Consider the following 23,775-nt stretch of genomic DNA (forward strand, 5'->3'; position numbering starts at 1 on the left):
TTGAGTATCATGTATAAACAAGAGCTTACGATTATTGTTCAATCTATCATTGCGTCAAATACTATTGATGAACACACCACATGTGCGCGAAACCTTTCAGAATTTTATGAAAAAATCGCAACAGTTAACCATTTTGAGAACAATGAAGTTCATGTTAAAGGCGGTGTTGCCTTGTCAAGCTCTGGTGCGGCAGACTGTGTTGACGATTATTTACGCACGGTTTATTTCATAAAAGGCGTTTATAAGGCTCTGACAAAATTGTGTATTGATTTTCCAGAGAGAAGTATTAATGTTCTTTACGCGGGTTGTGGCCCTTATGCAACTTTAATTCTTCCTTTACTTCCTTTGTTTAATAAAGATAGAATTAAAGCCATTTTACTAGATATCAATACTGCTTCTATAGCATCTGTACATCATATTTTATCGGTGACCGGTTTAAACGATTATTCATTAGAATTAATCGAAACAGATGCCATTACGTATACAAAACCGGAGGAGTTTGCAATTGATCTGGCCATCTCCGAAACGATGCATTATGCTCTTACCCGAGAGCCGCAAGTGGCGATTACGCGAAACATTGTTTCGCAGTTGTCTTCGCATGGAATTTTAATTCCCGAAGAAATCAAGATCGATTTGACTTATACATATTCCGATCATGAGCCATCCTTAAAAGATGCTAAATCAGAGGTTAAGGGCCGTAACGAAATACAGCCCTATCCTCATAGTGTATTTGTAGATAGATTATTTACAATAAGCAAAGAACTTTTTGGCAATACAAGTCAGGATTTAGAATTTAAAAGTGACTTTTATAAGCTGCCCGATGATTTTAGTAATCATCCCGATGTGTGTATTTTTACTGAAATCAGGATATTTGAAGACATCGAATTAAAAACTGCGGAGTCTTATATTACAAACCCTTTTTGTCTTGTTTCTATGTACAATCTTACAGAGTATTCTGAAATTCAGTTTTTATACGACTTCAGCGATATACCCAAATGGTCTTATAATGTAAAAAATGCTCTTAAATAGTTTAATTTCTGGAAGGGAAAATTCCTTCTAGGCAAATGATATAAGATAATGCTACATAAGGCTGCATTACTGAGATAGGCAGATTGCTACCAGTGGCACCAGTGGTTACATTGCTTAATAAATCGACACTTGGAGTTGCTGTTGCAAAGCCTAATGTAGGGGTGAAAACTCTCGATACAAGAGCTCCCGGTATTGCTATCGATGCTCCGGCTACCGGTGTTGAATCTGATGCATTTGTTGCACTCACAGAAATTTTACCTGGTCCTGCGTGAACGTGAGCAGGAAGGTTGCTTGTTAAAATTGAAACGTTTGGTGTACCTGCAGCTTGTCCAAGAACGTAAGTTCCTCCAGGTGAAGTTCCTTGTCCAATAGCTGTTGCACCTTGTAGATTTGGTAAAGCGAAAGTAGTCTGACCATTTCCTCCATAGGTTGTACCAAGGATTGAGAATAATGCCGTATTTTGTGCAATTGACAATATTTGTCCGTTACAAAAGGCCCAGCCTCTTGGGGCAAAATTTCCCGCAAAAAGTTTTACAACTCCAATGAATTCTTCCATAGTGTTTAGTGTTAATAGGTTAGTGTTTATATTTGTTTTTGATATTACTTGTGTTTTTGACTAAGAAATAAAAGGACAATTTTTATATTTAAACTAAGGTATAAAATATAAAACTCTCAAAAACAGGTGTTTCTACCTGTTTTTATCTTCTAAAACAGGTTAAAACTAAGAATCTTAGGCACCGAAACTGAAAAATATGTCATGAGGACGGTTTTTATTGTCATGAAATATCCTTTTAGTGTCGGAAACACTAATAATGAGTGAGATAAATCACAGGGAGCAGAAAAATGAGCCACATCCTTATGTTTACTGGTGTTTTGCGCGATTTTACGGTAGAAATATGATAGTTGTAGGAGGTATAGTACAACCAAGGCATTCTGTTTGCATATTATTGTCAAAATAGGGAGAAAAATTTCTGCACTAAAAAAAACATTGTATCAAATTCACAATTGCTTGCAGTATCATTTGCTTTAACAAGTGACACTTTACAAAGCTGATATCTAATAAGATCTCCTATCAATATTGACGTAACATAAAGCATCAGATGTTAATATAATGTTTTATAATCAGGTTAGTTTATTAATGTAAACGTAACCTTCCAGACCTACCCTCAGCTTTAATTTTGAAGACATATTATAAACAACACAATTGTAGTATATGTCATTTTTTAAAATCAGAATACATCGCTGTATAAAGATTGGATCGAAAGTCTTATTTCGAACACTTCATTCGCCAAATCATTCAAAAACGGTGTCTCATGTATAAGAAGTTTACTGATGAGGAGCTTGTTGAGTTATTGAGACAAGGAAAAGATAAAGCGTTTGATGAATTGTATTTCCGATATCGGGATGAATTGGTTCGGTTTGTTTATGTGAGGATGAAGTCGGTTCCGGTTTCCGAAGAGATTGTTCAGGAAGTTTTTACAACGATTTGGGAAAGACGAAAGAGTTTGATTATTCAAAAGAAATTTTCAGCTTATATCTACACCTCTGTTCGGTATACTACTTTAGATTATATAAAAATGCATACTATCACCGATCAATATGTTAGAGAGGTTATAGACAGAAACACCAATGATTGCGGCGGCAGCAACACTACCGAAGATTCTATTTATTATGAAGAACTACAGGAAGCCGTTGATAAGGCTGCGTTATTGCTTCCTAAAAAATCCAAAGAAGTTTTTATTCTCAGCAGAATCAAACATTACACCAACAAAGAAATAGCCGAAGAACTTAATGTTTCGCACGAAACGGTAAAGTATCACATTGCCTACGCATTAAAGTTTATGCGAAACTACCTGGGCGAATTTAACTAATAGCAGATCGCTAATACCGATTGTATATTCAATATAGTCCAATTGCATTGTACTATTTTCATATTACATCGGTATTATATCAGAAAGCATTGGACTACGATATAAGTAAAATTGATATAAATTAAGGTTATGCATTTTTTCTTAACAAAAGCGTAACCTTAAGCGCCTACCTGAAATTACTATTTCTAAGACATACTATTAAAGAGATAAACAAATTATAATGCCTGAAAAATTACATCAAGATATAAAACTTTTTTTAGAAGGGAAGCCCTCTTTAAATGGGGAAGAATTATGGAATAACTGGTACGATCATCCTGAAGAAATATTCGACACGATAGCATTGATTACATCAGACCAATCGAAGTTAAAAAAGGAAATTCAAAATATAAAAAAAACGAATAAGGTTATTTCTCTTCCAAATAGAAATTGGGCGGTAGCAGCTTCTTTGTTATTTGTAGTTAGCTTGTCCTGTTTCCTTTATTTATCCTCGCTAAAAACCATCACCAGACAATATGCAACAAGAGCGGGAGAACACGCTAAAATAGTTTTAAGTGATGGAACTCAGATATGGCTTAATGCAGGAAGTCATGTAAAATATCCGGTTACTTTTAAAGGGGATACCAGAGAAATCTATTTAACCGGAGAAGCCTTTTTTGATGTAGCCAAAGATAAAAAGCATCCTTTTATCATTCATACCGATAAAATGGACACCAAAGTACTGGGAACGAGTTTTAACGTGCAGGCTTATCCGGATCAGACTACTCAGGAAGTTTCGGTGCTGACGGGAAGAGTGAATGTTAAATCAACCGTGACCGAAGAAAATGTATATGTAACTCCGGGGCAAAAAGTGGTTTTTAAATCGCACAGCAACAAACTTCAGGCATTTAAGGATATCCCAATGAATTCAATCTCACTATGGCGAAAGCATATTATTGTTTTTGAAGATGCCCCTTTACCGGAAGTCATTGCAACGATCAATCGAAATTATAACGTAACCGTTCAGATTGCAAACAAAAATTTAAACAACTTAAAAATTAGTGCCTATTTCAAAGAACTTCCGGCAGGACAGGTCGTTGCTTTGGTGTGCAATATTATCAATGCAGAGTACAAAATAGAATCGGGGACTTATGTCATCCGTTAAGTTTTAGAAAATACAGCGGAGAGAAAAATAGTTCGCATAGCGCAATGTGGGTTAGCGGAGTTGAGAGAATTTTTAAAATCTCCAATTCTTGTTTCAATCAGCTGGAATACAATTCCTTTAAAAATCAAATTAAAAAATCTACGTAGAAAACCGTTCCACAATCAAAAACAATTAAAAAAAACACAATCATGAATAAAAAGCAAATGCGGTATGTCGTAAAGGCTCAGAGCATTAAAAAATCGGTACTAACGAAGGCACTGCTTTTCGTGGCTCTATTTTTTATCGGATTAACCGTAAAAGCGGCTCGTTTTGATATCGGTAAAAGAGTAACTTTAAAAGTAGAAAATGAAAGTATAAAGAGTGTTTTTCAGAAGATTGAAAAACAAATCGACGTGCATTTTATGTACGAAACTAATCAGGTCAATACCAATCAAAAGATTAGTTTAAAATTGAATAATGTGCCTCTGGAACAGGCTTTGGATAAAATATGCAGCAATCTCTTGCTGAGATATGAAATTGTCAGCAACAATATTGTGATTAAGAAAAGTATAAAAGTTTCGGACGCCGGTCAGGGAAAAATAAGCATTTCGGGAACTGTTTTTGGCGGTGATGACGGAATGCCATTACCGGGTGTCGGAATCAAAGACAAAGATTCGGATGCAACAGCCACAACAGATTTTGACGGAACTTTTAAAATCGAAATCAATTCGTCTGCAGCAGTACTTGTTTTTTCTTATGTAGGTTATGTGACGCAGGAAGTAAAAGTGACACAATCGGATAAAAACATAAGTGTAAAATTAGCGGCCGATATGAAACAACTGCAGGAAGTGGTTGTAATGGGATACGGAAGTGTAAAAAAGAATGAAGTTTTAGGATCTGTAGGAACCGTTTCGATGAAAGAAACATCAAGCAGAACTTACAATAGTGCCGCAGAATTACTGCAAGGAACAGTGGCAGGTGTCACCGTAATTAACAATGGTGGTGATCCAACTGCCGAGCCTACAATTAATATCAGAGGTATCGGATCTTTGAACGCCGAAACACCACTGATTGTTTTAGACGGAATTATCTACAGCGGTTCTTTAAATACCTTGAACCCAAATGATATTGCTTCGATAAGCGTTTTAAAAGATGCGGCTTCTGCAGCAATTTATGGAGCAAGAGCTTCAGGAGGAGTTATTTTAATTACCTCTAAAAAAGGAGTTTCGGAACGCATTAATATCAATGTAAATTATCAGGGAGGTTTTCAAAACGTAGCTAAAAAGTTAGATGTTTTAAATGCGGCTGAATATGCAGATGCGATGAACACCGCCAGAGACAATGCTGGTATGCCGAGAATTCCGGCCTTTGATCCGGCTTTTGAACCAACAGCCAGAACCACAAAGACCAATTGGATGGATGAAATTTTCCGTACCGGCGAAATTCAGGATTTGTCTATTTCAGTAAATGGTAAAACCGAGAAATCTAATTTCTTTATTTCCGGAAGTTACCGCAAAAACGAAGGAATATTGCTAAATACCTACGGAACCCGTTATACGGCGAGAGCCAATTCTTCTTTTAAACTGGCACCTAATTTTACAGTGGGCGAAAACCTGTCGTACTCTTTAACAGATGGTCAGGCAGCCAATACAACAAGTGGTTACACAGGAGCTATTTTAGCAGCGATTTTTTATCCGCCAAATGCGACGATCTATAGAGAAGACGGTTCAGGAAAGTTTGGAGGTGTTCCTGAAAAATATATAGGTTCTTATGGAGACGTAATCAATCCGGTGGCCTATTTAAAAAGACTGGACAACCGCAATCCGATTTCGACTGTTTTGATTAATCCTTATGCAGAATGGGAAATCGTATCAGGTTTAAAATTTAAATCGAACTGGGGATATACCAGAATTCAGAACAACGCAACCGATTTTGCGGTAAAAATAACAGAACCGGGTAAAATATTTGACTTTAACCGATTAACAAAATCTTCTGCTACCACAACTGACTTATTAAGCGAGCAGACGCTTTCTTACGAAAAATCATTAGGAAAGCACAATTTTAAAGCACTTGCCGGATATACCTATCAGCAAACCAAAAGAGATTTTTATACCGTGCAGGGAACAGGCTTTGATAATGAAGATCCATCACAGCGTTATTTATTAAATGCTAAGTTAGTACAGCAGGTGGAAGCAGGAATGTCCGAAGAAATCATTTCTTCTTATGTAGGAAGGCTGAATTATGACTTTAATCAAAAGTACTTGATTTCAGGAATTATACGCCGTGACGGTACTTCAAAACTAACTTCAGACAACCGCTGGAAAGTATATCCTTCTGTTTCTGCCGGATGGTTGATTTCGGAAGAAGGATTCATGAAAAGCATAGACCCGTTAGTAAGCAATTTAAAATTACGTGCAAGCTGGGGACAGATTGGAAACTTAGGAAATCTTGGACCTTACCAGTTTAGTGTGCCTTTAACGCAGACACAAGCTTTAATTGGAAACAGTCCGGTAATCTCTTACGGTTATTCTGAGAGCGAATTGTCGAATCCAAATTTAAGATGGGAAAGTTCAGAACAAAGCAACGTAGGATTGGATTTTACCATGTTTAACAATGCTTTATCAGGATCTGTAGATGCTTACATTAAAACCAATAAGGACATGTTGGTTCGCGATCAGCTCCCGGGAGTTTCAGGAACTCCGTTAGGAAGAATCGTAAATTCGGGTAATGTTGAAAATAAAGGAATTGAAGCAAGTTTAACCTATCAGAAAACGCGTGGCGAATTCAAATTTGATGTAACAGCAAATGCAGCTTTCTTAAGCAATAAAATTGTTTCGATCAAAGACGATTTAACTTCCTTAGAACCTTTAAACCTTAGTCGTGTTCGTAGTTTGCCTTTGGCTAATATCTATCAGGTAGGAAGCCCTGTCGGAGCATTTTACGGGTATTCAACAGACGGATTGTTTCAAAGTAATGCCGAAGCAAAAGCCTATGTAAATGATAAAGGAGTAGTGTATCAGCCTAATGCGGTTGCCGGAGACATTAAATTTAAAGATGTAAATGGTGATGGTGTAATCAATAACAGTGACAGAGTAGTGCTTGGAAGTCCTTTTCCGAAAACGACCTTCAGTTTAAATACGAATTTCAGATACAAAGGATTTGATATGAACATCTTCCTTAGCGGAACAGCCGGAAACAAAGTTTTTAATGCCGTAAAATATACAGGTGTGAATGCTTCATTCCCGGGTTATAATTTATTGGCCGATTCTAAAAATGCGTGGTCGCCAACGAATACCAATACCAATATTCCAATTCTTTCTTCAACAGACAACAATAATAATTTCGGAAGAATCTCTGATTTTTATATTGAAGATGCTTCTTTCCTGAGATTAAGAAACGTTTCGATTGGATATACAGTGAAAGAACAATGGTTGCACGGAAAAGCAAAACTTAGATTTTTTATCTCAGGGCAAAACCTTTTTACCATTACCAAGTATTCAGGAATGGATCCGGAAGTGGGACTTAAGAATTTTGGTTTGGACTTAGGGAAATATCCTCTCTCCCGTATTTATATGACAGGTGTCAACGCAACTTTTTAAAAAAATATAACACAAATAAAATGAAAAATTTAAGTCTTTTATTATGGAGTCTGGTGCTTTTAATGAGCATGTCGGCTTGCGAAAATGAACTTGATTTAGTACCTCAGGGAGCACCTTCAAGTGGTAATTTCTGGAAAACACCTGCTGATGCAAAAGCAGGAGTGAATGCGATTTATGCACTCTATTCGGATGATAACATGTACGGTCGTGGATTTTTCTGGCTAAACAATGCAAGTGATGATATCGGAACGAAACCAAGACAAAATGCGGAACGAATCAAAAATTTTATTGTAGACGGAGCAGAATCGGATACCAAAGACATTTGGAGACTTCACTATGAAGTGATGAAACGCTGTAACGATGTGATTCGCAACATTCCGAAAATCAGTTTGGATGATAAAACAAAAAACATGATGTTGGGAGAAGCGTACTTCAATCATGCTGTAATGCATTTGGAATTGGCTTATCATTACGGAGATGACCGTGCCGGGATTCCAATTCAGGACAGAGAAAATCCAACCAATGTATATGTGCCGCGTGCTAAAAACGTAGCCGAAAACTACGCCTATATCGCTGCCGATCTCATTAAAGCTGCCGATTTATTGCCTTATTTCAATGAACTTAGTTCAGACAATTACGGACGTGCACATAAAACTGCAGCATGGGGATATTTGGTGCGTACCTATTTGTATGCAAAAGACTGGGACAATGCAATTAAGTATGCCAATATGATTGTCAACAGTGGAAAACACAAATTACTGGATAATTTCGAAGATGTTTTTAAAATTAAAAACAACTGGTCGTCAGAGTATATTTGGTCCGTAACCTCGAGTGCCGAAAACACAAGCTTAGGATCTATTTTTCCTGGAGTATGTCTGGAAGATAAAGGCTGGGGAGTTTACAATGGCTGGGGAAATTTTTATCCTACTAAAGAATTGTTCGATACGTATGATCCTGCTGATAAAAGACGAAGTGCTACAATTCTTCAAAAAGGAGACAAGTTTATGTACTTCGGTGAATTAGTCACTTTTAATGAAGGAAAATATATGGTCAGTTCAAGTAACAGAACCGGTTATCAGTTTAAAAAATACATGGAGCCATTCGGTTATCCAAAAACTACTTCGGGCGGAATTGATATTCGTTATGTAAATGCAAACGGAGACAAGCCTTCTACCGCTTTAAATGTACCTCTTTTACGTTATGCGGATGTAATCCTGATGCTGGCTGAAGCAAAATTAATGAAAGGACTAAGTGCCGATACCGAAATAAACATGATTCGAAATCGTGCCGGTTTACCAAGTATTGGAGGAGCCACACTAACAGATCTGAAAAGAGAAAGACGTTGTGAGCTGGCAGGAGAATGGACAGACCGCCATTTCGATTTAGTACGCTGGGGCGATGCTCAGGCGACTTATGCGAAACCTTTGCACCATTACAACGGAACAGTGATTTATCCTGCCCGTAATTTTAATCCTGCTATTCACCATGTGTGGCCAATACCGCCGGATGAAATTGCCGTGAGTAAAGGAGCTCTTTTCCAGAACAAAGGCTGGTAATTAATAGTTTCATTTTGTTTGTTTTGTTTTTTTTTACGCTGCAGGCTTAGTTGTGGAGCTTGCAGTTGTAAAGAAAAAAGCAAACAATCTATATATTTTGACCAGGCTTAATACTTAGTAAGCATATATTTTTTGCAAGTGATTTTACAGATCCATTTGCTTATTTTAAACACACAGAGGAAGCTATGTGTCAAATGATTTTTTATTAATTGCACTCAACGGGTTAAAGAAATCTGTGGAAATCTTTTTAATCTGTGGCTCATCTTCTAAGTATTGAAGACCATTTTAGAATTGAATTAATTTTACTTGTAATGAAAAAAATAATTATACTTTTTTGCCTTCATTTTTTTCTGTTTGCGCAGGCACAGGAATACAGTTCTGCAAATATTCATTCGCACAATGATTATGCAGGCAAATTACCTTTTTATGAAGCCTATTCCAATGAAGCCGGCGTTATCGAAGCAGATGTTTTTTTGAGGAATAATGAGCTTTTGGTAGCACATACTTCAGAGGGAATTAAAACGTACAATACACTGCGAAGTCTTTATTTAGATCCTTTGTCGAAGAAGATAAAAAACTTAGAAGGTAAAGTTTACCCTGAGAATAAGCCTTTAATTTTAATGATTGATATAAAATCAGAAGCTGATGCCACACTTAAAGGTATCGTGCAACAGCTGAAAACGTATCCGGATTTGATTTCAAACAAAAATCTAAAAGTAGTTATTTCAGGAAAGAGACCTGAACCATCAAACTGGAATCAATATCCTGAGTTTATCTATTTTGACGGAAGAAGAAATGAAACGTATTCTTCGGAGCAATTGTCACGTGTCGAAATGATTAGCGAAGATTTAAAAGAACTTACCGTTTGGAACGGAAAAGGAGTAATGACACAGGCTGATTTAGAAAAAGTACAGTCGGTCATTAAACAAGTTCATGCTCAGAATAAAAAAATCAGGTTCTGGTCGACATCCGATAATGTGAATACCTGGATGACTCTAATGAATTTAAAAGTCGATTATATTGGTACTGATAATGTACCGGCATTGACGCAGTTTATTCAGAAGATAAAAAGTACTTTTTACCAGAATACATCATTTTATCAGGCCTATAAACCTAAGAATACAGCTTTATTTTCTAAAAACAGCCGTCCGAAAAATGTAATTCTGCTTATTGGCGACGGAATGGGGCTTACTCAGATTTACGCCGGTTATACAGCCAATAAAGGACAATTGAACCTTTTTAATATTCCGATTCAGGGATTGTCGATCACTAAATCGTCAGACAGTTATATCACCGATTCGGCTGCGGGAGCTACGGCAATGGCAACAGGTCATAAAACCAATAACCGATTTATCAGTGTAGATGAAAACGGAAAAGGGTTGGAATTAATCACCCAGCAACTGGCAAAGAAAAAGTACAAAACGGCTATTATTTCGGCTGGAAATATTACAGATGCCACCCCGGCAGCTTTTTACGCGCATCAATCTGAAAGAACTTTAAGCGAACCAATTGCTGCAGATTTTCTTGATAATCCGTCTGATATTTTGATTGGAGGAGGCGCAAAAGAATTTACTAACAGAAAAGACGGTAGAGATCTGTCTAAAATAATAACAGAGAAAGGTTATACTTTTTCAGATCAGTTTAAAAGTCTGGACACCATTAAAAATTCACGTTTTGTAGTGGTAGATGATGCTTCGGTGGTTTCGATGAAAGAGGGAAGAGGAGACTTTTTAGCAAAATCTTTGGCAAAGACAACGACCATTTTTTCAAAAACAAAAAATCCTTTTTTTGTAATGGCTGAAGGTGCGCAAATTGATTATGGCGGACATAAAAATGACCTGGAATACGTGGTTCGTGAAATGCTTGATTTTGATAAACTGGTAGGACAAGCCATGGAATTTGTCGATCAGAATCAGGAAACACTTTTAATCGTAACGGCAGATCACGAAACCGGAGGACTTTCCTTAATTGATGGCAGCATCGAAAAAGGGTATGTACAGGGAAGTTTTAGTACAAACGATCACACAGCGGTGCCTGTTCCGGTTTTTGCATATGGACCCGGAGCTGCCAATTTTATGGGAGTCTATCAAAACACAGAAATCTATTCTAAAATACTCGAAGCACTTTTAATCAAATAACTGATACCACTTTTGTTTGATAGTGGAGACGCACTAAAAGCGGCGACAAAACATTTTGTCGCTGCTTTTTTATTTTAACAAGTGTAAGCGTCACGTTTGTTAAAAATGAAATTTTTAGAAAGAACAATGTTCTTGTCAAGATAATAAAGTCTTGATTTTGCAAGGTTTGGCTTCTGTTTGAATTTAATTATAAGAAAAATAAGATTAAAATAAAAGATCGTAAATTAGCATTTCTTTAGGATTAATTTCTTTTTCTGTTAAAAACTTTTACAAGAAAATTGCTGTTCTTTGTATCTTAAAATTGCTTAAGAAAAAGATTAAATAAGTCTTAAGTGATTCGCTTGACACCACAATATTATTTTAGACATTGAGTTTAGACTAATTATCATATTTGCGTTATGGATAACAGGAAGTTTATTTTAAGTTTAAAAAAAGGGAATGAGGCCGCTTTCAGGGAAGCATACCTTAATTACTACGATAAACTGATAAACATTGCCAAACGCTTTAATTTTACAGTACTTACCCCACAGGATTTTGTTCAGGAGACTTTTTTACGAGTATACAATAAAAGAGAATTACTTCATGAAGATGTTTTATTCGACAAACAATTATTTGTGATCTGCAAAAACATCATCCTTAATCATCTCAACAGAGAAAATAAAATAGTACAACTCGAACCTTCACATGTTGTGATGGAAAATGTGGATAATGATCATGAAATTTTTGAAGAAAGACAGGAAATATTAAATAATTTAATAAATGAGCTTCCTGAGCAACAGCAAAAAATCTATACTTTACATAAACTGGAAAACCTTAGCTATAAGGAGATTGCAGCTTTAACGGATCTTTCGGAAAAGACCATAGCCAATCATATTTATCTCGCCAGTAAATTTATTCGAAAAAAAGTCGAAAACCATTAGGAACTTTTTTGTTCTCGTTTGTTATCTATAAAAATGAGAACATAAAATGAATATTGAAACTTATAAAACGGACGTTACCACAAAGGAAGAAGCAAAATTTGTTGTAGCGCTGCTTCAATTTGTTATTTCTGATTGTATCATGAATTTTGATGTAGAAGACAAAAATCATGTTCTGACAATCGAAACCAACAGGGAGATTAAGGATATGGTGTATGGTGTTTTTAATAAGCAAGGATTTTATTGTCAGAAACTTTAACGCCCCAAAGATATGAATGATAAAAAAGTAGAAGAAGAATTAAAGAAGATTTGGGATGATGTTCCCATTTCGCATTCTGATGAAGAAAAAGAGGCTTCGTGGGAAGCATTTCAATCCAAAGCCTTTCCTTCAAAAAAACAAAGATTTAAAGCATGGCATTATGCCTCAGCAGCAGCTGTTTTACTTTTTGCGTTTATCGGAACGGGCCTTTTCTTTAATAAAGAGCAGAACCAACAGGAAATTAAATTGACTTCAAACGTAATTGAAAATACGACTTCAATTGTAAAAACGATTTTTTTACCGGATAGTTCCAAAGTGGAGTTAAGTCCTGATTCCAGAATCGAGTATGCCGATAATTTTAAGACTAATCGTAAAATTGAAATTAAAGGAGAAGCTCATTTTCAGGTAACAAAAGACAAAAAACATCCTTTTCAGGTTTTTTGCAATGAAACGACAACCACTGTTTTAGGAACTTCTTTCTTAGTAAAAGGATACACTCAAAAGGAAGTCTCAGTCGAGCTTTTTGAAGGGAGCGTTGAGATGAGCGTAAAAGACCAGACTCAAAAATGGATACTCGTACCCGGTGAAAAATTCACCTATGCCAATAATACGGTTGAGGTATCTGAATTTGAAAGATTTACCGATTTTGAAAATGAAAAGTTAACCGTTCTTGCTGCCTACATTAAAACAAACTATGGTTACACGGTGAAATTTCCAAAGGAATATTACGATCAGCACATTACCTTGAGAATCAACAAAAAAGAAGATTTGCAAATAATTATCCAATTAATATCCGAAATGTATAACCTAAATTTTGAAATAAATGAAAAATTGAAAGAAGTTACTTTTCAATAGAAAAGAAAAAGGATGCACTAGCCGCGAAACTAAACATCCTTCTCATGGTCAGGATAATAAGAATTATCCAGTTTAATAATGTTCAAAAATACAAAATTTTATGAAACATATCATTTCAGCATGTTTTTGTTATACATTGAAATTCCCAAAGGAATATTATGACCATCGTATTACCATACGAATTAATAAAAAAGAGGATTTTAAAAGAACGATTCAATTAATATCTAAAATGTATAACCTAAACTTTGAAATAAATGAAGAATTAAAAGTAATTACTTTTCAATAGAAAAGATAAAGGATGCACTAGCCGCGAAACTAAACATCCTCCTCATGATCAGGATAGCAGGAAACTATCACATTTAATAATATCAAAAATACAAAATTTCATGAAGCATATAATTTCAGCGTGCTTTTTTTTATTCAGCTGGGGAGTGTTTTCTCAAAACGTAACCATAGCTGTTGATAAATCAGTAACACTAAAAGAATTCTTTAAGCAAATTGAAAGTCAGAGTGATTTCAAATTTGCGCATACAGACCAAATCAATACCAATCAAAAGTATTTTACCGAAACAAAGACTTATAAAAATATCAGTGTAAAAGAATTGGTCAATGAACTTAATAAAAGTGCAGCGGTTCAGTTTTCTATCGTTGGCAATAATATTTTTGTAAAGCAAAAAGTAACCAAGGCACCTAAAAAAAAAAATAAGCTGAGCGGTCAGGTTTTCGACGAGAACAAGCAGCCGGTTATTGGAGCTAATATTTTCATAAAAGAACTTTCTACCGGTGCTACAACAGATGCAGACGGGAAATTCTCGATAACACTGGACAAAGGAAATTACACCGTATTGATCAGTTATTTGGGTTTGAAAAACAACGAAAAACAAATTGTAGTTTCGGACGATTCAAGAATCAATTTTTATATGGATTCCGACAGTCATGAGCTAGAGCAGGTAGTCGTAACCACCAATAAGGCAGTGGATGTTAAAAATACTCAAATGAGTGTAAACAAACTTTCGATGGCCGAGATCAAACGAATTCCTGTAGCGATGGGAGAAGCCGATCCTTTAAAATCGATATTGACATTACCCGGAGTTACCAACGCCGGAGAACTTTCGTCTGGTTTTAATGTTCGTGGTGGTGCAGCCGATCAAAATCTGATTCTGGTAGATGGCGGTCCGGTTTATGCTGATTCTCATATGTTTGGTTTTTTCTCGATTTTTAATCCTGATATTGTGAGTGGATTAGATTTATATAAAGGAGGGATTCCTTCTAAATATGGAGGACGAGTTTCTTCTGTTCTGGATATCACACAGCAAAGCGGGGATTTTGAAAAGTACAAAGTTAACGGAGGTATCGGTTTAATCTCGAGCCGCTTGTTGGTGCAGGGACCTATTCAAAAAGAAAAAGGATCTTTTATCATTGCAGGACGTGCTTCGTATGCCCATTTGTTCATGAAACTGGCCGATAGCAAGAATTCTGTTATGTTTTATGATTTAAATGCTAAGTTCAATTATCGTTTAGGAGCCAATAATACATTGTCTTTTTCAGGGTATTTTGGGAACGACCTTTTTGATCTTAATAATTTTTTTAACAGTACTTACGGAAATACAATGGGGATTTTAAGCTGGAAGCATAAGTTTTCTGAGAATTTAAATACCAACTTGTCCGTTTATTTTAGTGATTATAAGTTTAATCTGGATCTGGATAGAGAAGGTTTTAAATGGAACAATAACATTCAGACTTATGGTCTTAAATATGGCTGGAGTCAGACTGTATCAGAAAAATTAAAATTGAATTATGGAATAGACGGTCAGTATTACGATTTTAATCCCGGAACCGTAAAGCCTACCAATACAACTTCACAGTTTAATTACAAACAGTTGGATAAAAAGTATGCTTTTGAATCTTCTGTTTATCTGGACTTTGAGCATCAGCTTACAGAGAAACTGAACCTTCGATACGGACTTCGTTACAGTATGTTTTACCGTTTAGGAGGGGAAGAAATCAATACCTACGAAGATGGGAAAGCAGTAGTTTTCAATCCGTTGTATAAAATTTATGAAGAAGGAACTCCAACGGGGAGTATCACTTATAAAAAAGGAGCGACCATTAGTAAGTTTGATAATTTCGAACCGCGTGCTGCAGTATCGTATGCTTTTAATGAGACTACTTCGGTAAAAGCGAGTTACAACCGAATGGCGCAGTATATTCATATGTTGTCGAATACGCAGTTTCCTTTGCCAACAACAATTTGGACACCAAGCGGTCCTTTTACAAAACCGCAGCTTTTGGATCAGTTTGCCGTAGGTTATTTTCAGAATTTTAAAGATAATGAATACTCTTTCGAAGGAGAGTTGTTCTATAAAAAAATCAAAAACCGTATTGATTATATTGACGGAGCCGATATTTTGGCCAATAACAATATAGAACAGGTGATTTTGAATGGTAAAGCCAGATCTTATGGTATGGAATTAATGTTGCGAAAAAATACGGGAACATTAACCGGTTGGGTTTCTTATACCTTATCCAGAGCTGAACAAAAAACACCCGGCAGAACACCGGAAGAACCGGGAGTTGCAAATGGTAAATGGTATTTATCAGGCTACGATAAACTGCACAATTTGAGTGTTGTGGGGAATTATGAATACAGTAAAAAATGGTCTTTTAATGCCAATTTCAGTTTACAGTCAGGTCAGCCGGTAACGTATGCCAATGGATATTATGAATTTGGAGGGATTAATGTTCCAAACTTCTCCTTAAGAAATGAAAACAGATTGCCACTTTTCCACCATCTGGATCTGGCAGCAACTTATACGCCAAAACCGGATAAAAAGAAAGGATGGCAGAGCTACTGGGTATTTAGTCTTTATAATGTTTACAACCGAAAAAATGCAGCTGCGATGACTTTTGCAACAAATGAAGACACAGGGATGAATGAGACTAAAAGGCTTTCTATTTTTGGAGTAGTACCGGGAGTTTCTTATAATTTTAAATTTTAATGAATATGCAAAGGATTGATATAAAAACGATAAAGAAGAATACAATAGCTATTTTAGGTTTTGTTTTGGTACTGTTTTTCTCCTCTTGTGATGATGTGGTAAAACTTGATTTAGAAACTGGAGAAACGAGAATCGTAGTAGACGCCGAAATTATCTGGAAAAAAGGAACGTCCGGTAGTGAGCAGGTCATCAAGGTGAGTAAAACGGCTCCTTATTACAACGATAAAACTCCAAAAGTCTCAGGAGCTAAAGTAAAAGTGACCAATAGCAAAGGAGATGTCTTTACTTTTAATGAAACAGGACCGGGACTTTACGTATGTACTAATTTTGTACCAGTTATCAACATGGATTATGTGCTTTCTGTGGAAGCAGAAGGGCAAACTTTTACGGCTGCCGAAAAGTTAATTTCAGTAGCGCCTATTGATAGAATAGAACAGAAACGCGTTCCGGATGTAGCCGGAGATGATCTGTATGAGATATCATTTTATTTTAAAGACCCGGCAGATCAGACAAATTTTTATCTTACAGATTATAAGAGTGATGTTTTTCGTCTTCCTTCATACACGCTGTTAGATGATGAATTGTTTAATGGAAATGAAATATATCCAAGATTTTCGGATCCCGATTTGAAACCAGGAAAAAGTCTTTCGGTTATAAATAGAGGTATTTCTAAGAATTTTTACAACTATATGAGTTTAATTTTAGAGATATACGGAGGAAGTCCTTTTTCTATTCCTCCCGGAAATATAAGAGGTAATATTGTAAACACGACAAATGCCAATAATTTTGCTTTTGGTTATTTCAGGCTTTGTGAAGCAGATACCTTTTCCTATACTGTACAAGAGAACGATAATATTGTCTATCCGGGAAAGTAAAATTTTAATTGAAGGTTGATTTGTGACTACATCTGGCATATAAATAGTTATGTCAGATGTTTTTTTATGCAGTAATTTTAGGTTATAAAAAAAAAGGATTTTAATAAAATCCTTTTTTTAAATCCGATAAAAGTGCAGTTGCTTTAACTAAGATTTGGATGAATCAAGAAGTTGCTGAATTGTATTTACCTTGCCTGTTAAACTCTTCTTGGATCTCCTTTTAAATAAGTTTTGCTAAATTTAAAATATTCGGTTGAAGTTCTTTCTCCTGCTTTCCCGTCAATTCTAAGAACACTTCCCGCACTATTAAGAAGCTTTTGTAGCTCGGCAGCTTCGTTTGTAACTTTTCCGGAATAATACATCGTTTGGTTTCCCTGCGCTATGATTTGTTCTACAATATGCGTGTTGGGCAGTGTAATTAGGTGTTGTTCCATCATACGGCGAAACAGAACAGCGGCACCACATTGTTTGGAGACTGCATTGGGATCATATTTGCCGTCCTGAACATATTTACCTTTAGTGTACTGATTGGAGTAACTCCATAAATAAGGCGAGTTAATTCCCTGCTTGTAATATCCTAATCCGTTAAATAATTCAAGTCGGTATAGAATTCCGGCAATGCTCCAGTCTGTCCATGAATTTAGCTTATCGTAAATCAAGGCATCATTTGCGCTTACTTCCCAGGTAAAAGGAGGATTTCCTGCTTTCGGGCGGCCTGCAGGAACGTTAACCGTACGCTTAGTAAGCGGGTCGCCATTGTGCAAATGAGTAGTAAAGTTTAGACTTCCTTCCATACAATGTATAATAGAAATCATATACCAGGGAATATTTAAAGGATCACCAACAGATTGATATCTGTTTTTGTTTGAAACTATTTTAGTGACCAATGCATCAATTTCAGGATATTTAGCTTCTTTTATGATGCAGGATGCAAACAACTTTTCGTAATTGCTTTTTTTGTCAGGGGGTACTGTTGTTGCCATAATTATAGTTGGTTAGTGTTGAGTTCGATTCAACGGATTAGTTGGATTTAGATAGTATAAAGTTAGCTAAAAAACACTATTTTTGTTTTAACGTGTTTAAAAACAGGTGTTTATACTTGTTTGCGAAAGGATGGCCAGGATTATTTTTGATAAAAAAGAAAGAGAATTATTTGTATTTGAAAAAAGAAACGAATATTGAATGTTGATAGAAGGTATTGCGACGTTTTTTATAAGAGTACAAAAGGGGTGAAAGTTATAAATTTAGAGTTAAAGCCATCAGAAACAAAAAACAAGTCTGTTTCATTTTTCAGAAAACAGAAAAGTTTTAAGTTAATGCAATCGTAACCCTTTCAAAAGGATTTACTTAGAGTATTCGCAATATTTTTTGATAAAAACTAAGAAGTAAAAAACAATTTTACGTTGATTTTTATAGATTTGTAGAATCAATATATGCCCAAAAATGGATTGGGATTAATTATAAAATACTAAGACAATGAAAGCGGTTACTTCACTATTTTTATTTTTAATATTTGCCTGTTCAAATTCTTATTCACAGTTAAGCTCAGATAAAATATTCGAAAGTTTTAAACAGGGAGAACGGACCAATTGTTCGTCGATTGCCTTTATTAAAGCCTCTTTAAATGTCTATGGATTAGACAATCTTTTTGTAAACGAAAAGACAGGTGAAAACACTCATAGAATCACCTTAAAGAATAATGCGTCATTCAATCTGCAAGAAGACGAAATCAGTAAAGCTAAAGTATCAGCCGGTTTTATCTATATTAAGGACAATCCCGAAAGTGAAAAAATTACGGATTATGCGATACTGACCTATGCCGTAATGGCAAAATACAAACAAATTATTGATAAGGTCGATACTTTTGATAAAGCATTAGAAGATTTAGAAGATGGTTCCGTATATACTCCTACCATTTACAAATATTTAGGATTCAAAGAAGGTAAACAAGTATTAAAGTTAAAACGACAATCCGGAAGTGAATATTGCGGAGTTGTGGCGTGGTCTACTGCACATGCCGTTTTTGTTTGTGAAGATTTCATGGACTATTATGGCAATAAAAAAAGTATCTGGATCAAGTATCCGGGACGTTTTAGAGTCATTAAATCCTAAACAGAAGCAAAGATTTACTGCGAAATATGGGCATTTACATCAAAAAATAAACAAGCATTAAATTCAGGAAATCTGCTCTCCAGTACCTCAGAATTGTCTTATAGATTGACATAAAATAAAATGTTAATTTTTTTTAAAAAAAAGGAATCATTAAAGTTGCGGCTTAAGTTAATTTGTATACTTTTGTGTTCCTCAAACAACCAATTACATTAGTAAAATGAAAAGTAAAATAATTCTAGTAAGTTTCTTTCTCTTTTTTGCAACTGGAGCTATTTCAGCACAGGCAAAAAATGCTCCAAGAAGTATAATCAGTACAACAGCAATTATCCGCAAATACCATGATCAAAAAGAATTGAGCGGTATGCAAAAAGGGGAGCTTTTGGAATTATACATCGAGCGTATTAAAGTTTTAGTAAAAACACTTCCTTATATCGCTTTGGTTACTAAACCAGGTGTTACTATGGCAGATTTAGGTATTCCGGACGATAGTGAGCACAAAAAAGTGTTAGACGGTCAGGCAGAAGGAACAACAGTATTTTTAGATACTACTGTAGAGTTTCAAAGAAAAATGATGCCTTACTCAGATAAAGGAAATTTAATTGCTGCAATTTTATTCTACGAAAGCACATTGAAATCATTACATGAGTTCAACGATATCATGAACTAAGAATAGCAGGATCTTATTCTTATAAAAAATAGAAACCTCCAAAGTCATTTGATTTTGGAGGTTTTTTTTTGTTTTTGCAGTATAAAACGGGTATTAATACGGGTAAGCAATCACCATAAATTAGGTTACTTTGATTGTACAAGTTATTAACGCTAAAAAAAGTTTATCATGTTAAAACGTAAAAACCCTGATGAAGAAGGGAATTTAAACCAGCTGACCACTGGTTTTGCTCAACAGGCAAATGAGGCCATAGTCGAAGCACTTCAGGAAGAGAATGGTGTATTGGATAAATTGATGTCAGGATATCAAAAAGTTCTGATTGAAGATCCGATCAGACCTTTTTATGAAGAAGACCTTCAAAAAATTGTAAAAAATGTAGATTATGGTATTTTACAGGTATTAGAAGGTACCTGGGTAAGCTACAATAATAACAGTGACAATCAGAGCCAGAAAAAACTCATTGGCAGTGGTATACATACTACTATCATGCCTTCGCCGGGAACCAACGCAGGAACCATTCCCGGAAAATACAGTTTTGAGTGCGAAGAATACATCGAAAAACTTACTTTTAATCTGGTACCGGGTGGCGTTCGAAACCGTGGCGGTGCAAACGAGCAATTTTGCGGAGCAGTGAAGTACGAACAAAGTATTAAAAGTGTAAACCGTGTAAACGGTCAGGACGCTTTGCAATACACCCCAATTCACGAGGAGAACGGGATGTACTTGTGGCTGAGTGATGTCTTTAACTATGCGGCAACAGAAAAAACGATTAGTGAAGACCGTGGTATTCATGCGATATCACCCAACAATCCAAATAAAGATTTATACAAAAGTGGTTATCAGGATGAAACCCTGTTTTTAATCAAGGACGATCAGGGAAACAAAGAATATGTAACGCTGGAAAACTTAAACGGAAGAAAATATTACGAGATTATTGCTTCAAAAGAACTTAAAGCAGGAGCGGGGCAGACCGGACCTTATTTTATACCCGATTATTCGATTTCGAGAAGTGGCGTGATTCCGCATGGAAGTACAATTACATTGCTGGGAGATTTAAAGCCAAATAAATCAGGTTATTTAATTAGTGGTGCTCCACAGTACCCGGAAGGGTTTGCGGCCTGGGACTATAAACATCTTGCTATTTCGCAAACAATGGGAGGAGCAGATGCCAGCAATGAGCCTATAAATCTGGATGCACCTCCACCACCTTGGGTATTTGAGACATTGGATGATAAAAACGATGAACGTGAAAATAAAATCTATACTCAGCGAATATTAGCGCATCATTTATATCCTTATTCGGTACGGCCTGATTTACGTCTTCGTGATACGCTTAAAAGTGATGTGGTAAAAAACCATGTAGTGATCGAGATGTCCTCTAAAAATAAAACCGGAGCACAGGGAGGGATATTAAATGTTCCGTTTGTCAATCGTTTTGTTCCTACGGTCGAAATGAACATGAGAATGTGGATTGAAACTGTTGTCGAAAACAAAAAAGAAATTCTTCAGTTGCAATACGAACAGGTCATATTTTTCGAGTTTGATTTCGGAGATGATGGCGGTACTACGAGTTGGCCACACATACAAGTCAATACACTGCGTAAAATGGAAGATGTATCACCTGATCAAAAACGATTAATAGAAGAACAATTCCCGGGAACTTATAAAATGGGATCTTCCGGGGAGGCTTCCGGATGTCCGCATCATAAAGAGTAAATTTATATTAATTTCAATAAGCAGTAAATAATTTAAAAGATAGTGTAGTGCTGTAGAGCGTTACGGTTTAAAAAGTGCAATGATTTTTAATCATTGCACTTTTTTTGTGGGATAAAAAGACCTTAAAGCGCTATAAAATTTTCCTGTTGTTTAGAATTTAGAAGTTAACACGTAAAATTTTTCTTGTTAGATAACCGAGTGTTGCCTAAATGTAGCTATTTGGTACATTATGCTGCCAGCTGTTGATTTTGCTGGTAATAGTTTATTTTATTGTGATAATTTTTGAATAAATATTAATGGAATGTGGAAAGCCGTAAAGATTGTAATAGATAGTGTATTAGTTTTGGCCCCGCAATACAATTTTCGAAAAGACTAAACCAGCATATTTTATGAAAAAACGTTACCTGTTACTTTTTTTGATCTTCCCCTTCTTTATACATTCTCAGGACATCCTTTGGGAAAAATCATATGGAGGGCAGCATGCCGATTATTTGTTTGACGCACAGCCCACGGCCGATTATGGCTTTATTCTGGCAGGCAGCTCTTTGTCTAATAAAACCGGAAATAAAGACGATGACAATCATGGGGATCTGGATTATTGGATCTGGAAAATGAGTGAAAAGGGAGAGCTGGTCTGGCAAAAAAGTATAGGCGGAAGCGGATTTGATTTGCTTCAGAGTATTAAAAACACAAAAGACGGAGGCTTCATTCTGGCAGGAACTTCAGATTCGGGGAGAGGTTTTCAAAAGAATGAAAAATGCAAAGGCCTTACTGATTTTTGGGTCATCAAATTAGATGCTTCGGGTAGCGAACAATGGCAAAGAACCATTGGCGGTAAAGGAAAAGACGAACTCTTATGTGCTTTTCAGACCAGAGACGGAGGATATATGTTAGGAGGCTCCTCAAGTTCCGATTATTCCGGGAATGCACTCGCTGCTACAAACGGAATGCCTAAACCCACCTCAAAAGCAGATCAGTTTAATAAATTAGAGAAATGCCGTGGTAACATGGACTACTGGATTGTTAAACTGGACAAGCAAGGCGATGTCGAATGGCAAAAGACCTATGGAGGAGCATATACCGATGTACTGAGAAGTATGGAACAAACCACAGACAACGGTTATATTCTGGCGGGCTATTCTAATTCTCCTGTTTCAGGTGACAAAACTGAGAACAACAAAGGAGTTGGAGATTACTGGGTACTTAAAATAACAGATACCGGTGAAATTCAATGGCAAAATACTTATGGAGCCGAAGGAGACGATCAGCCTTATGTCATTCATCAGACTGCCGATGGCGGTTATATTGCCGGAGGAAATTCTAACAGTAAAAATGCTCTGACCACTATGGGCGGTATTGTAGGGAATGGAACCGATTATTGGATCCTGAAACTCGATAAAGACGGAGGTGTTGTATGGAGTAAAACCTATGATTTCGGAAAAACAGACATCCTCACTTCTCTGGTAGAAAACAACGACCAAAGTTATCTCATAGGCGGTTATGCGCAAAGCGAAAGCAGGCGTCCTCGCGAAGGGATTGTGGCCAAAGCGCTTAACGCAGTCAGTAAAGAAAAAGAAGGCATCAACGATTACATCGCGATGAAAATTGACGATAAAGGAGAAGAAATCTGGAACAAAACTGTAGGCAGTGCCGGCGAAGATATCCTCAGGAAGTTAATCGAGACCAGAGACGGAGGGTATCTGATGGCAGGAACCTCAAATTCGGCTGCCTCAAGAGATAAAAACGGCAGTATGGGAGGTAATGATTTTTGGGTAGTAAAGCTCAAAGACAAAACCAAAGTGGAAAAAGTAAAATCCAGTATTGAGGCTATTCCTAATCCTGCTACAAGCTATACCAACATCATCATTGGCTATGATTTTAAAGAAGGTACTGCCACTCTGATCGACATCACCGGACGTACTTTGCAGGAATTTGACATCAACAGCAGGACTGTACCGGTTAATCTCAGTGGTTATTCTGAAGGAATCTATATTATCAAAGTCAGAACAGATGTGAAAACAGAATCTGTAAAAGTGATTAAATCTGTTAATTAAGTTAAGAA

At 36.1% G+C, this 23,775-nt stretch carries 17 protein-coding genes; 15 read left to right on the forward strand and 2 right to left on the reverse strand.

Going from position 1 to position 23,775, the window contains the following annotated elements; genetic code table 11:
- The first annotated feature begins 9 nt into the window (after window positions 1-9).
- Entirely contained in the window at window positions 10-1,029 is a 1,020-nt protein-coding gene (locus B0A80_RS01380; RefSeq protein WP_017495715.1) for an SAM-dependent methyltransferase, read from the forward strand.
- 1 nt (window position 1,030) lies between these two features.
- Here the strand turns inward: B0A80_RS01380 and B0A80_RS01385 are convergent, their stop codons facing one another.
- Complete coding sequence (locus B0A80_RS01385) at window positions 1,031-1,585, reverse strand: phage tail protein (protein ID WP_017495716.1); 555 nt, start codon at window positions 1,583-1,585, stop codon at window positions 1,031-1,033.
- A 757-nt stretch (window positions 1,586-2,342) separates the two neighbouring features.
- Here B0A80_RS01385 and B0A80_RS01390 point away from each other — a divergent pair.
- The 10 genes from B0A80_RS01390 (at window position 2,343) to B0A80_RS01440 (ending at window position 17,218) form a co-directional block, all read left to right on the forward strand.
- Complete coding sequence (locus B0A80_RS01390; RefSeq protein WP_089076166.1) at window positions 2,343-2,900, forward strand: RNA polymerase sigma-70 factor; 558 nt, start codon at window positions 2,343-2,345, stop codon at window positions 2,898-2,900.
- A 220-nt stretch (window positions 2,901-3,120) separates the two neighbouring features.
- Window positions 3,121-4,041 (forward strand): FecR family protein, encoded by a 921-nt coding sequence (locus B0A80_RS01395; RefSeq protein ID WP_089076167.1) that lies wholly within the window; start codon window positions 3,121-3,123, stop codon window positions 4,039-4,041.
- Between the two features lie 188 nt (window positions 4,042-4,229).
- Complete coding sequence (locus B0A80_RS01400; RefSeq protein ID WP_089076168.1) at window positions 4,230-7,619, forward strand: SusC/RagA family TonB-linked outer membrane protein; 3,390 nt, start codon at window positions 4,230-4,232, stop codon at window positions 7,617-7,619.
- A gap of 20 nt (window positions 7,620-7,639) precedes the next feature.
- On the forward strand, window positions 7,640-9,175 hold the full coding sequence (locus B0A80_RS01405) for a RagB/SusD family nutrient uptake outer membrane protein (RefSeq protein WP_089076169.1): 1,536 nt from the start codon (window positions 7,640-7,642) through the stop codon (window positions 9,173-9,175).
- 311 nt (window positions 9,176-9,486) lie between these two features.
- Complete coding sequence (locus tag B0A80_RS01410; RefSeq protein ID WP_089076170.1) at window positions 9,487-11,313, forward strand: alkaline phosphatase; 1,827 nt, start codon at window positions 9,487-9,489, stop codon at window positions 11,311-11,313.
- A 398-nt stretch (window positions 11,314-11,711) separates the two neighbouring features.
- On the forward strand, window positions 11,712-12,233 hold the full coding sequence (locus B0A80_RS01415; protein ID WP_089076171.1) for an RNA polymerase sigma factor: 522 nt from the start codon (window positions 11,712-11,714) through the stop codon (window positions 12,231-12,233).
- A 46-nt stretch (window positions 12,234-12,279) separates the two neighbouring features.
- Complete coding sequence (locus B0A80_RS01420; protein ID WP_017495723.1) at window positions 12,280-12,489, forward strand: hypothetical protein; 210 nt, start codon at window positions 12,280-12,282, stop codon at window positions 12,487-12,489.
- A 12-nt stretch (window positions 12,490-12,501) separates the two neighbouring features.
- A complete protein-coding gene (locus B0A80_RS01425) occupies window positions 12,502-13,344 on the forward strand; it encodes a FecR family protein (protein WP_089076172.1) in 843 nt (280 codons plus the stop codon).
- Window positions 13,345-13,730: 386 nt separating this feature from the next.
- A complete protein-coding gene (locus B0A80_RS01435) occupies window positions 13,731-16,343 on the forward strand; it encodes a TonB-dependent receptor (protein WP_089076173.1) in 2,613 nt (870 codons plus the stop codon).
- Between the two features lie 5 nt (window positions 16,344-16,348).
- Window positions 16,349-17,218 (forward strand): DUF4249 domain-containing protein, encoded by an 870-nt coding sequence (locus B0A80_RS01440; protein ID WP_070908409.1) that lies wholly within the window; start codon window positions 16,349-16,351, stop codon window positions 17,216-17,218.
- Window positions 17,219-17,415: 197 nt separating this feature from the next.
- On the opposite strand, the gene B0A80_RS01445 is transcribed toward B0A80_RS01440, so the two are convergent.
- The gene (locus tag B0A80_RS01445) at window positions 17,416-18,201 is read right to left on the reverse strand and encodes a hypothetical protein (RefSeq protein WP_089076174.1); all 786 of its coding nucleotides are present in this window, start codon (window positions 18,199-18,201) and stop codon (window positions 17,416-17,418) included.
- A gap of 493 nt (window positions 18,202-18,694) precedes the next feature.
- Here B0A80_RS01445 and B0A80_RS01450 point away from each other — a divergent pair, with 493 nt between their 5' ends.
- The 4 genes from B0A80_RS01450 (at window position 18,695) to B0A80_RS01465 (ending at window position 23,767) form a co-directional block, all read left to right on the forward strand.
- Entirely contained in the window at window positions 18,695-19,330 is a 636-nt protein-coding gene (locus tag B0A80_RS01450) for a hypothetical protein (protein WP_089076175.1), read from the forward strand.
- Between the two features lie 217 nt (window positions 19,331-19,547).
- Window positions 19,548-19,997 (forward strand): hypothetical protein, encoded by a 450-nt coding sequence (locus B0A80_RS01455; protein WP_089076176.1) that lies wholly within the window; start codon window positions 19,548-19,550, stop codon window positions 19,995-19,997.
- Between the two features lie 168 nt (window positions 19,998-20,165).
- Entirely contained in the window at window positions 20,166-21,713 is a 1,548-nt protein-coding gene (locus B0A80_RS01460) for a peroxidase, FMP-type (RefSeq protein ID WP_070908360.1), read from the forward strand.
- 389 nt (window positions 21,714-22,102) lie between these two features.
- Window positions 22,103-23,767 (forward strand): T9SS type A sorting domain-containing protein, encoded by a 1,665-nt coding sequence (locus tag B0A80_RS01465; protein WP_089076177.1) that lies wholly within the window; start codon window positions 22,103-22,105, stop codon window positions 23,765-23,767.
- Window positions 23,768-23,775: the final 8 nt, after the last annotated feature.

Source organism: Flavobacterium tructae, from assembly GCF_002217475.1.
Lineage (GTDB): Bacteria > Bacteroidota > Bacteroidia > Flavobacteriales > Flavobacteriaceae > Flavobacterium > Flavobacterium tructae.

What these genes read in the sequence shown, in the direction of transcription:
- B0A80_RS01380 (WP_017495715.1), top strand. Translation starts at nt 10, where the DNA reads ATGTATAAACAAGAGCTTACGATTATTGTTCAATCTATCATTGCGTCA.
- B0A80_RS01385 (WP_017495716.1), bottom strand. Translation starts at nt 1,585, where the DNA reads ATGGAAGAATTCATTGGAGTTGTAAAACTTTTTGCGGGAAATTTTGCC.
- B0A80_RS01390 (WP_089076166.1), top strand. Translation starts at nt 2,343, where the DNA reads ATGTATAAGAAGTTTACTGATGAGGAGCTTGTTGAGTTATTGAGACAA.
- B0A80_RS01395 (WP_089076167.1), top strand. Translation starts at nt 3,121, where the DNA reads ATGCCTGAAAAATTACATCAAGATATAAAACTTTTTTTAGAAGGGAAG.
- B0A80_RS01400 (WP_089076168.1), top strand. Translation starts at nt 4,230, where the DNA reads ATGAATAAAAAGCAAATGCGGTATGTCGTAAAGGCTCAGAGCATTAAA.
- B0A80_RS01405 (WP_089076169.1), top strand. Translation starts at nt 7,640, where the DNA reads ATGAAAAATTTAAGTCTTTTATTATGGAGTCTGGTGCTTTTAATGAGC.
- B0A80_RS01410 (WP_089076170.1), top strand. Translation starts at nt 9,487, where the DNA reads ATGAAAAAAATAATTATACTTTTTTGCCTTCATTTTTTTCTGTTTGCG.
- B0A80_RS01415 (WP_089076171.1), top strand. Translation starts at nt 11,712, where the DNA reads ATGGATAACAGGAAGTTTATTTTAAGTTTAAAAAAAGGGAATGAGGCC.
- B0A80_RS01420 (WP_017495723.1), top strand. Translation starts at nt 12,280, where the DNA reads ATGAATATTGAAACTTATAAAACGGACGTTACCACAAAGGAAGAAGCA.
- B0A80_RS01425 (WP_089076172.1), top strand. Translation starts at nt 12,502, where the DNA reads ATGAATGATAAAAAAGTAGAAGAAGAATTAAAGAAGATTTGGGATGAT.
- B0A80_RS01435 (WP_089076173.1), top strand. Translation starts at nt 13,731, where the DNA reads ATGAAGCATATAATTTCAGCGTGCTTTTTTTTATTCAGCTGGGGAGTG.
- B0A80_RS01440 (WP_070908409.1), top strand. Translation starts at nt 16,349, where the DNA reads ATGCAAAGGATTGATATAAAAACGATAAAGAAGAATACAATAGCTATT.
- B0A80_RS01445 (WP_089076174.1), bottom strand. Translation starts at nt 18,201, where the DNA reads ATGGCAACAACAGTACCCCCTGACAAAAAAAGCAATTACGAAAAGTTG.
- B0A80_RS01450 (WP_089076175.1), top strand. Translation starts at nt 18,695, where the DNA reads ATGAAAGCGGTTACTTCACTATTTTTATTTTTAATATTTGCCTGTTCA.
- B0A80_RS01455 (WP_089076176.1), top strand. Translation starts at nt 19,548, where the DNA reads ATGAAAAGTAAAATAATTCTAGTAAGTTTCTTTCTCTTTTTTGCAACT.
- B0A80_RS01460 (WP_070908360.1), top strand. Translation starts at nt 20,166, where the DNA reads ATGTTAAAACGTAAAAACCCTGATGAAGAAGGGAATTTAAACCAGCTG.
- B0A80_RS01465 (WP_089076177.1), top strand. Translation starts at nt 22,103, where the DNA reads ATGAAAAAACGTTACCTGTTACTTTTTTTGATCTTCCCCTTCTTTATA.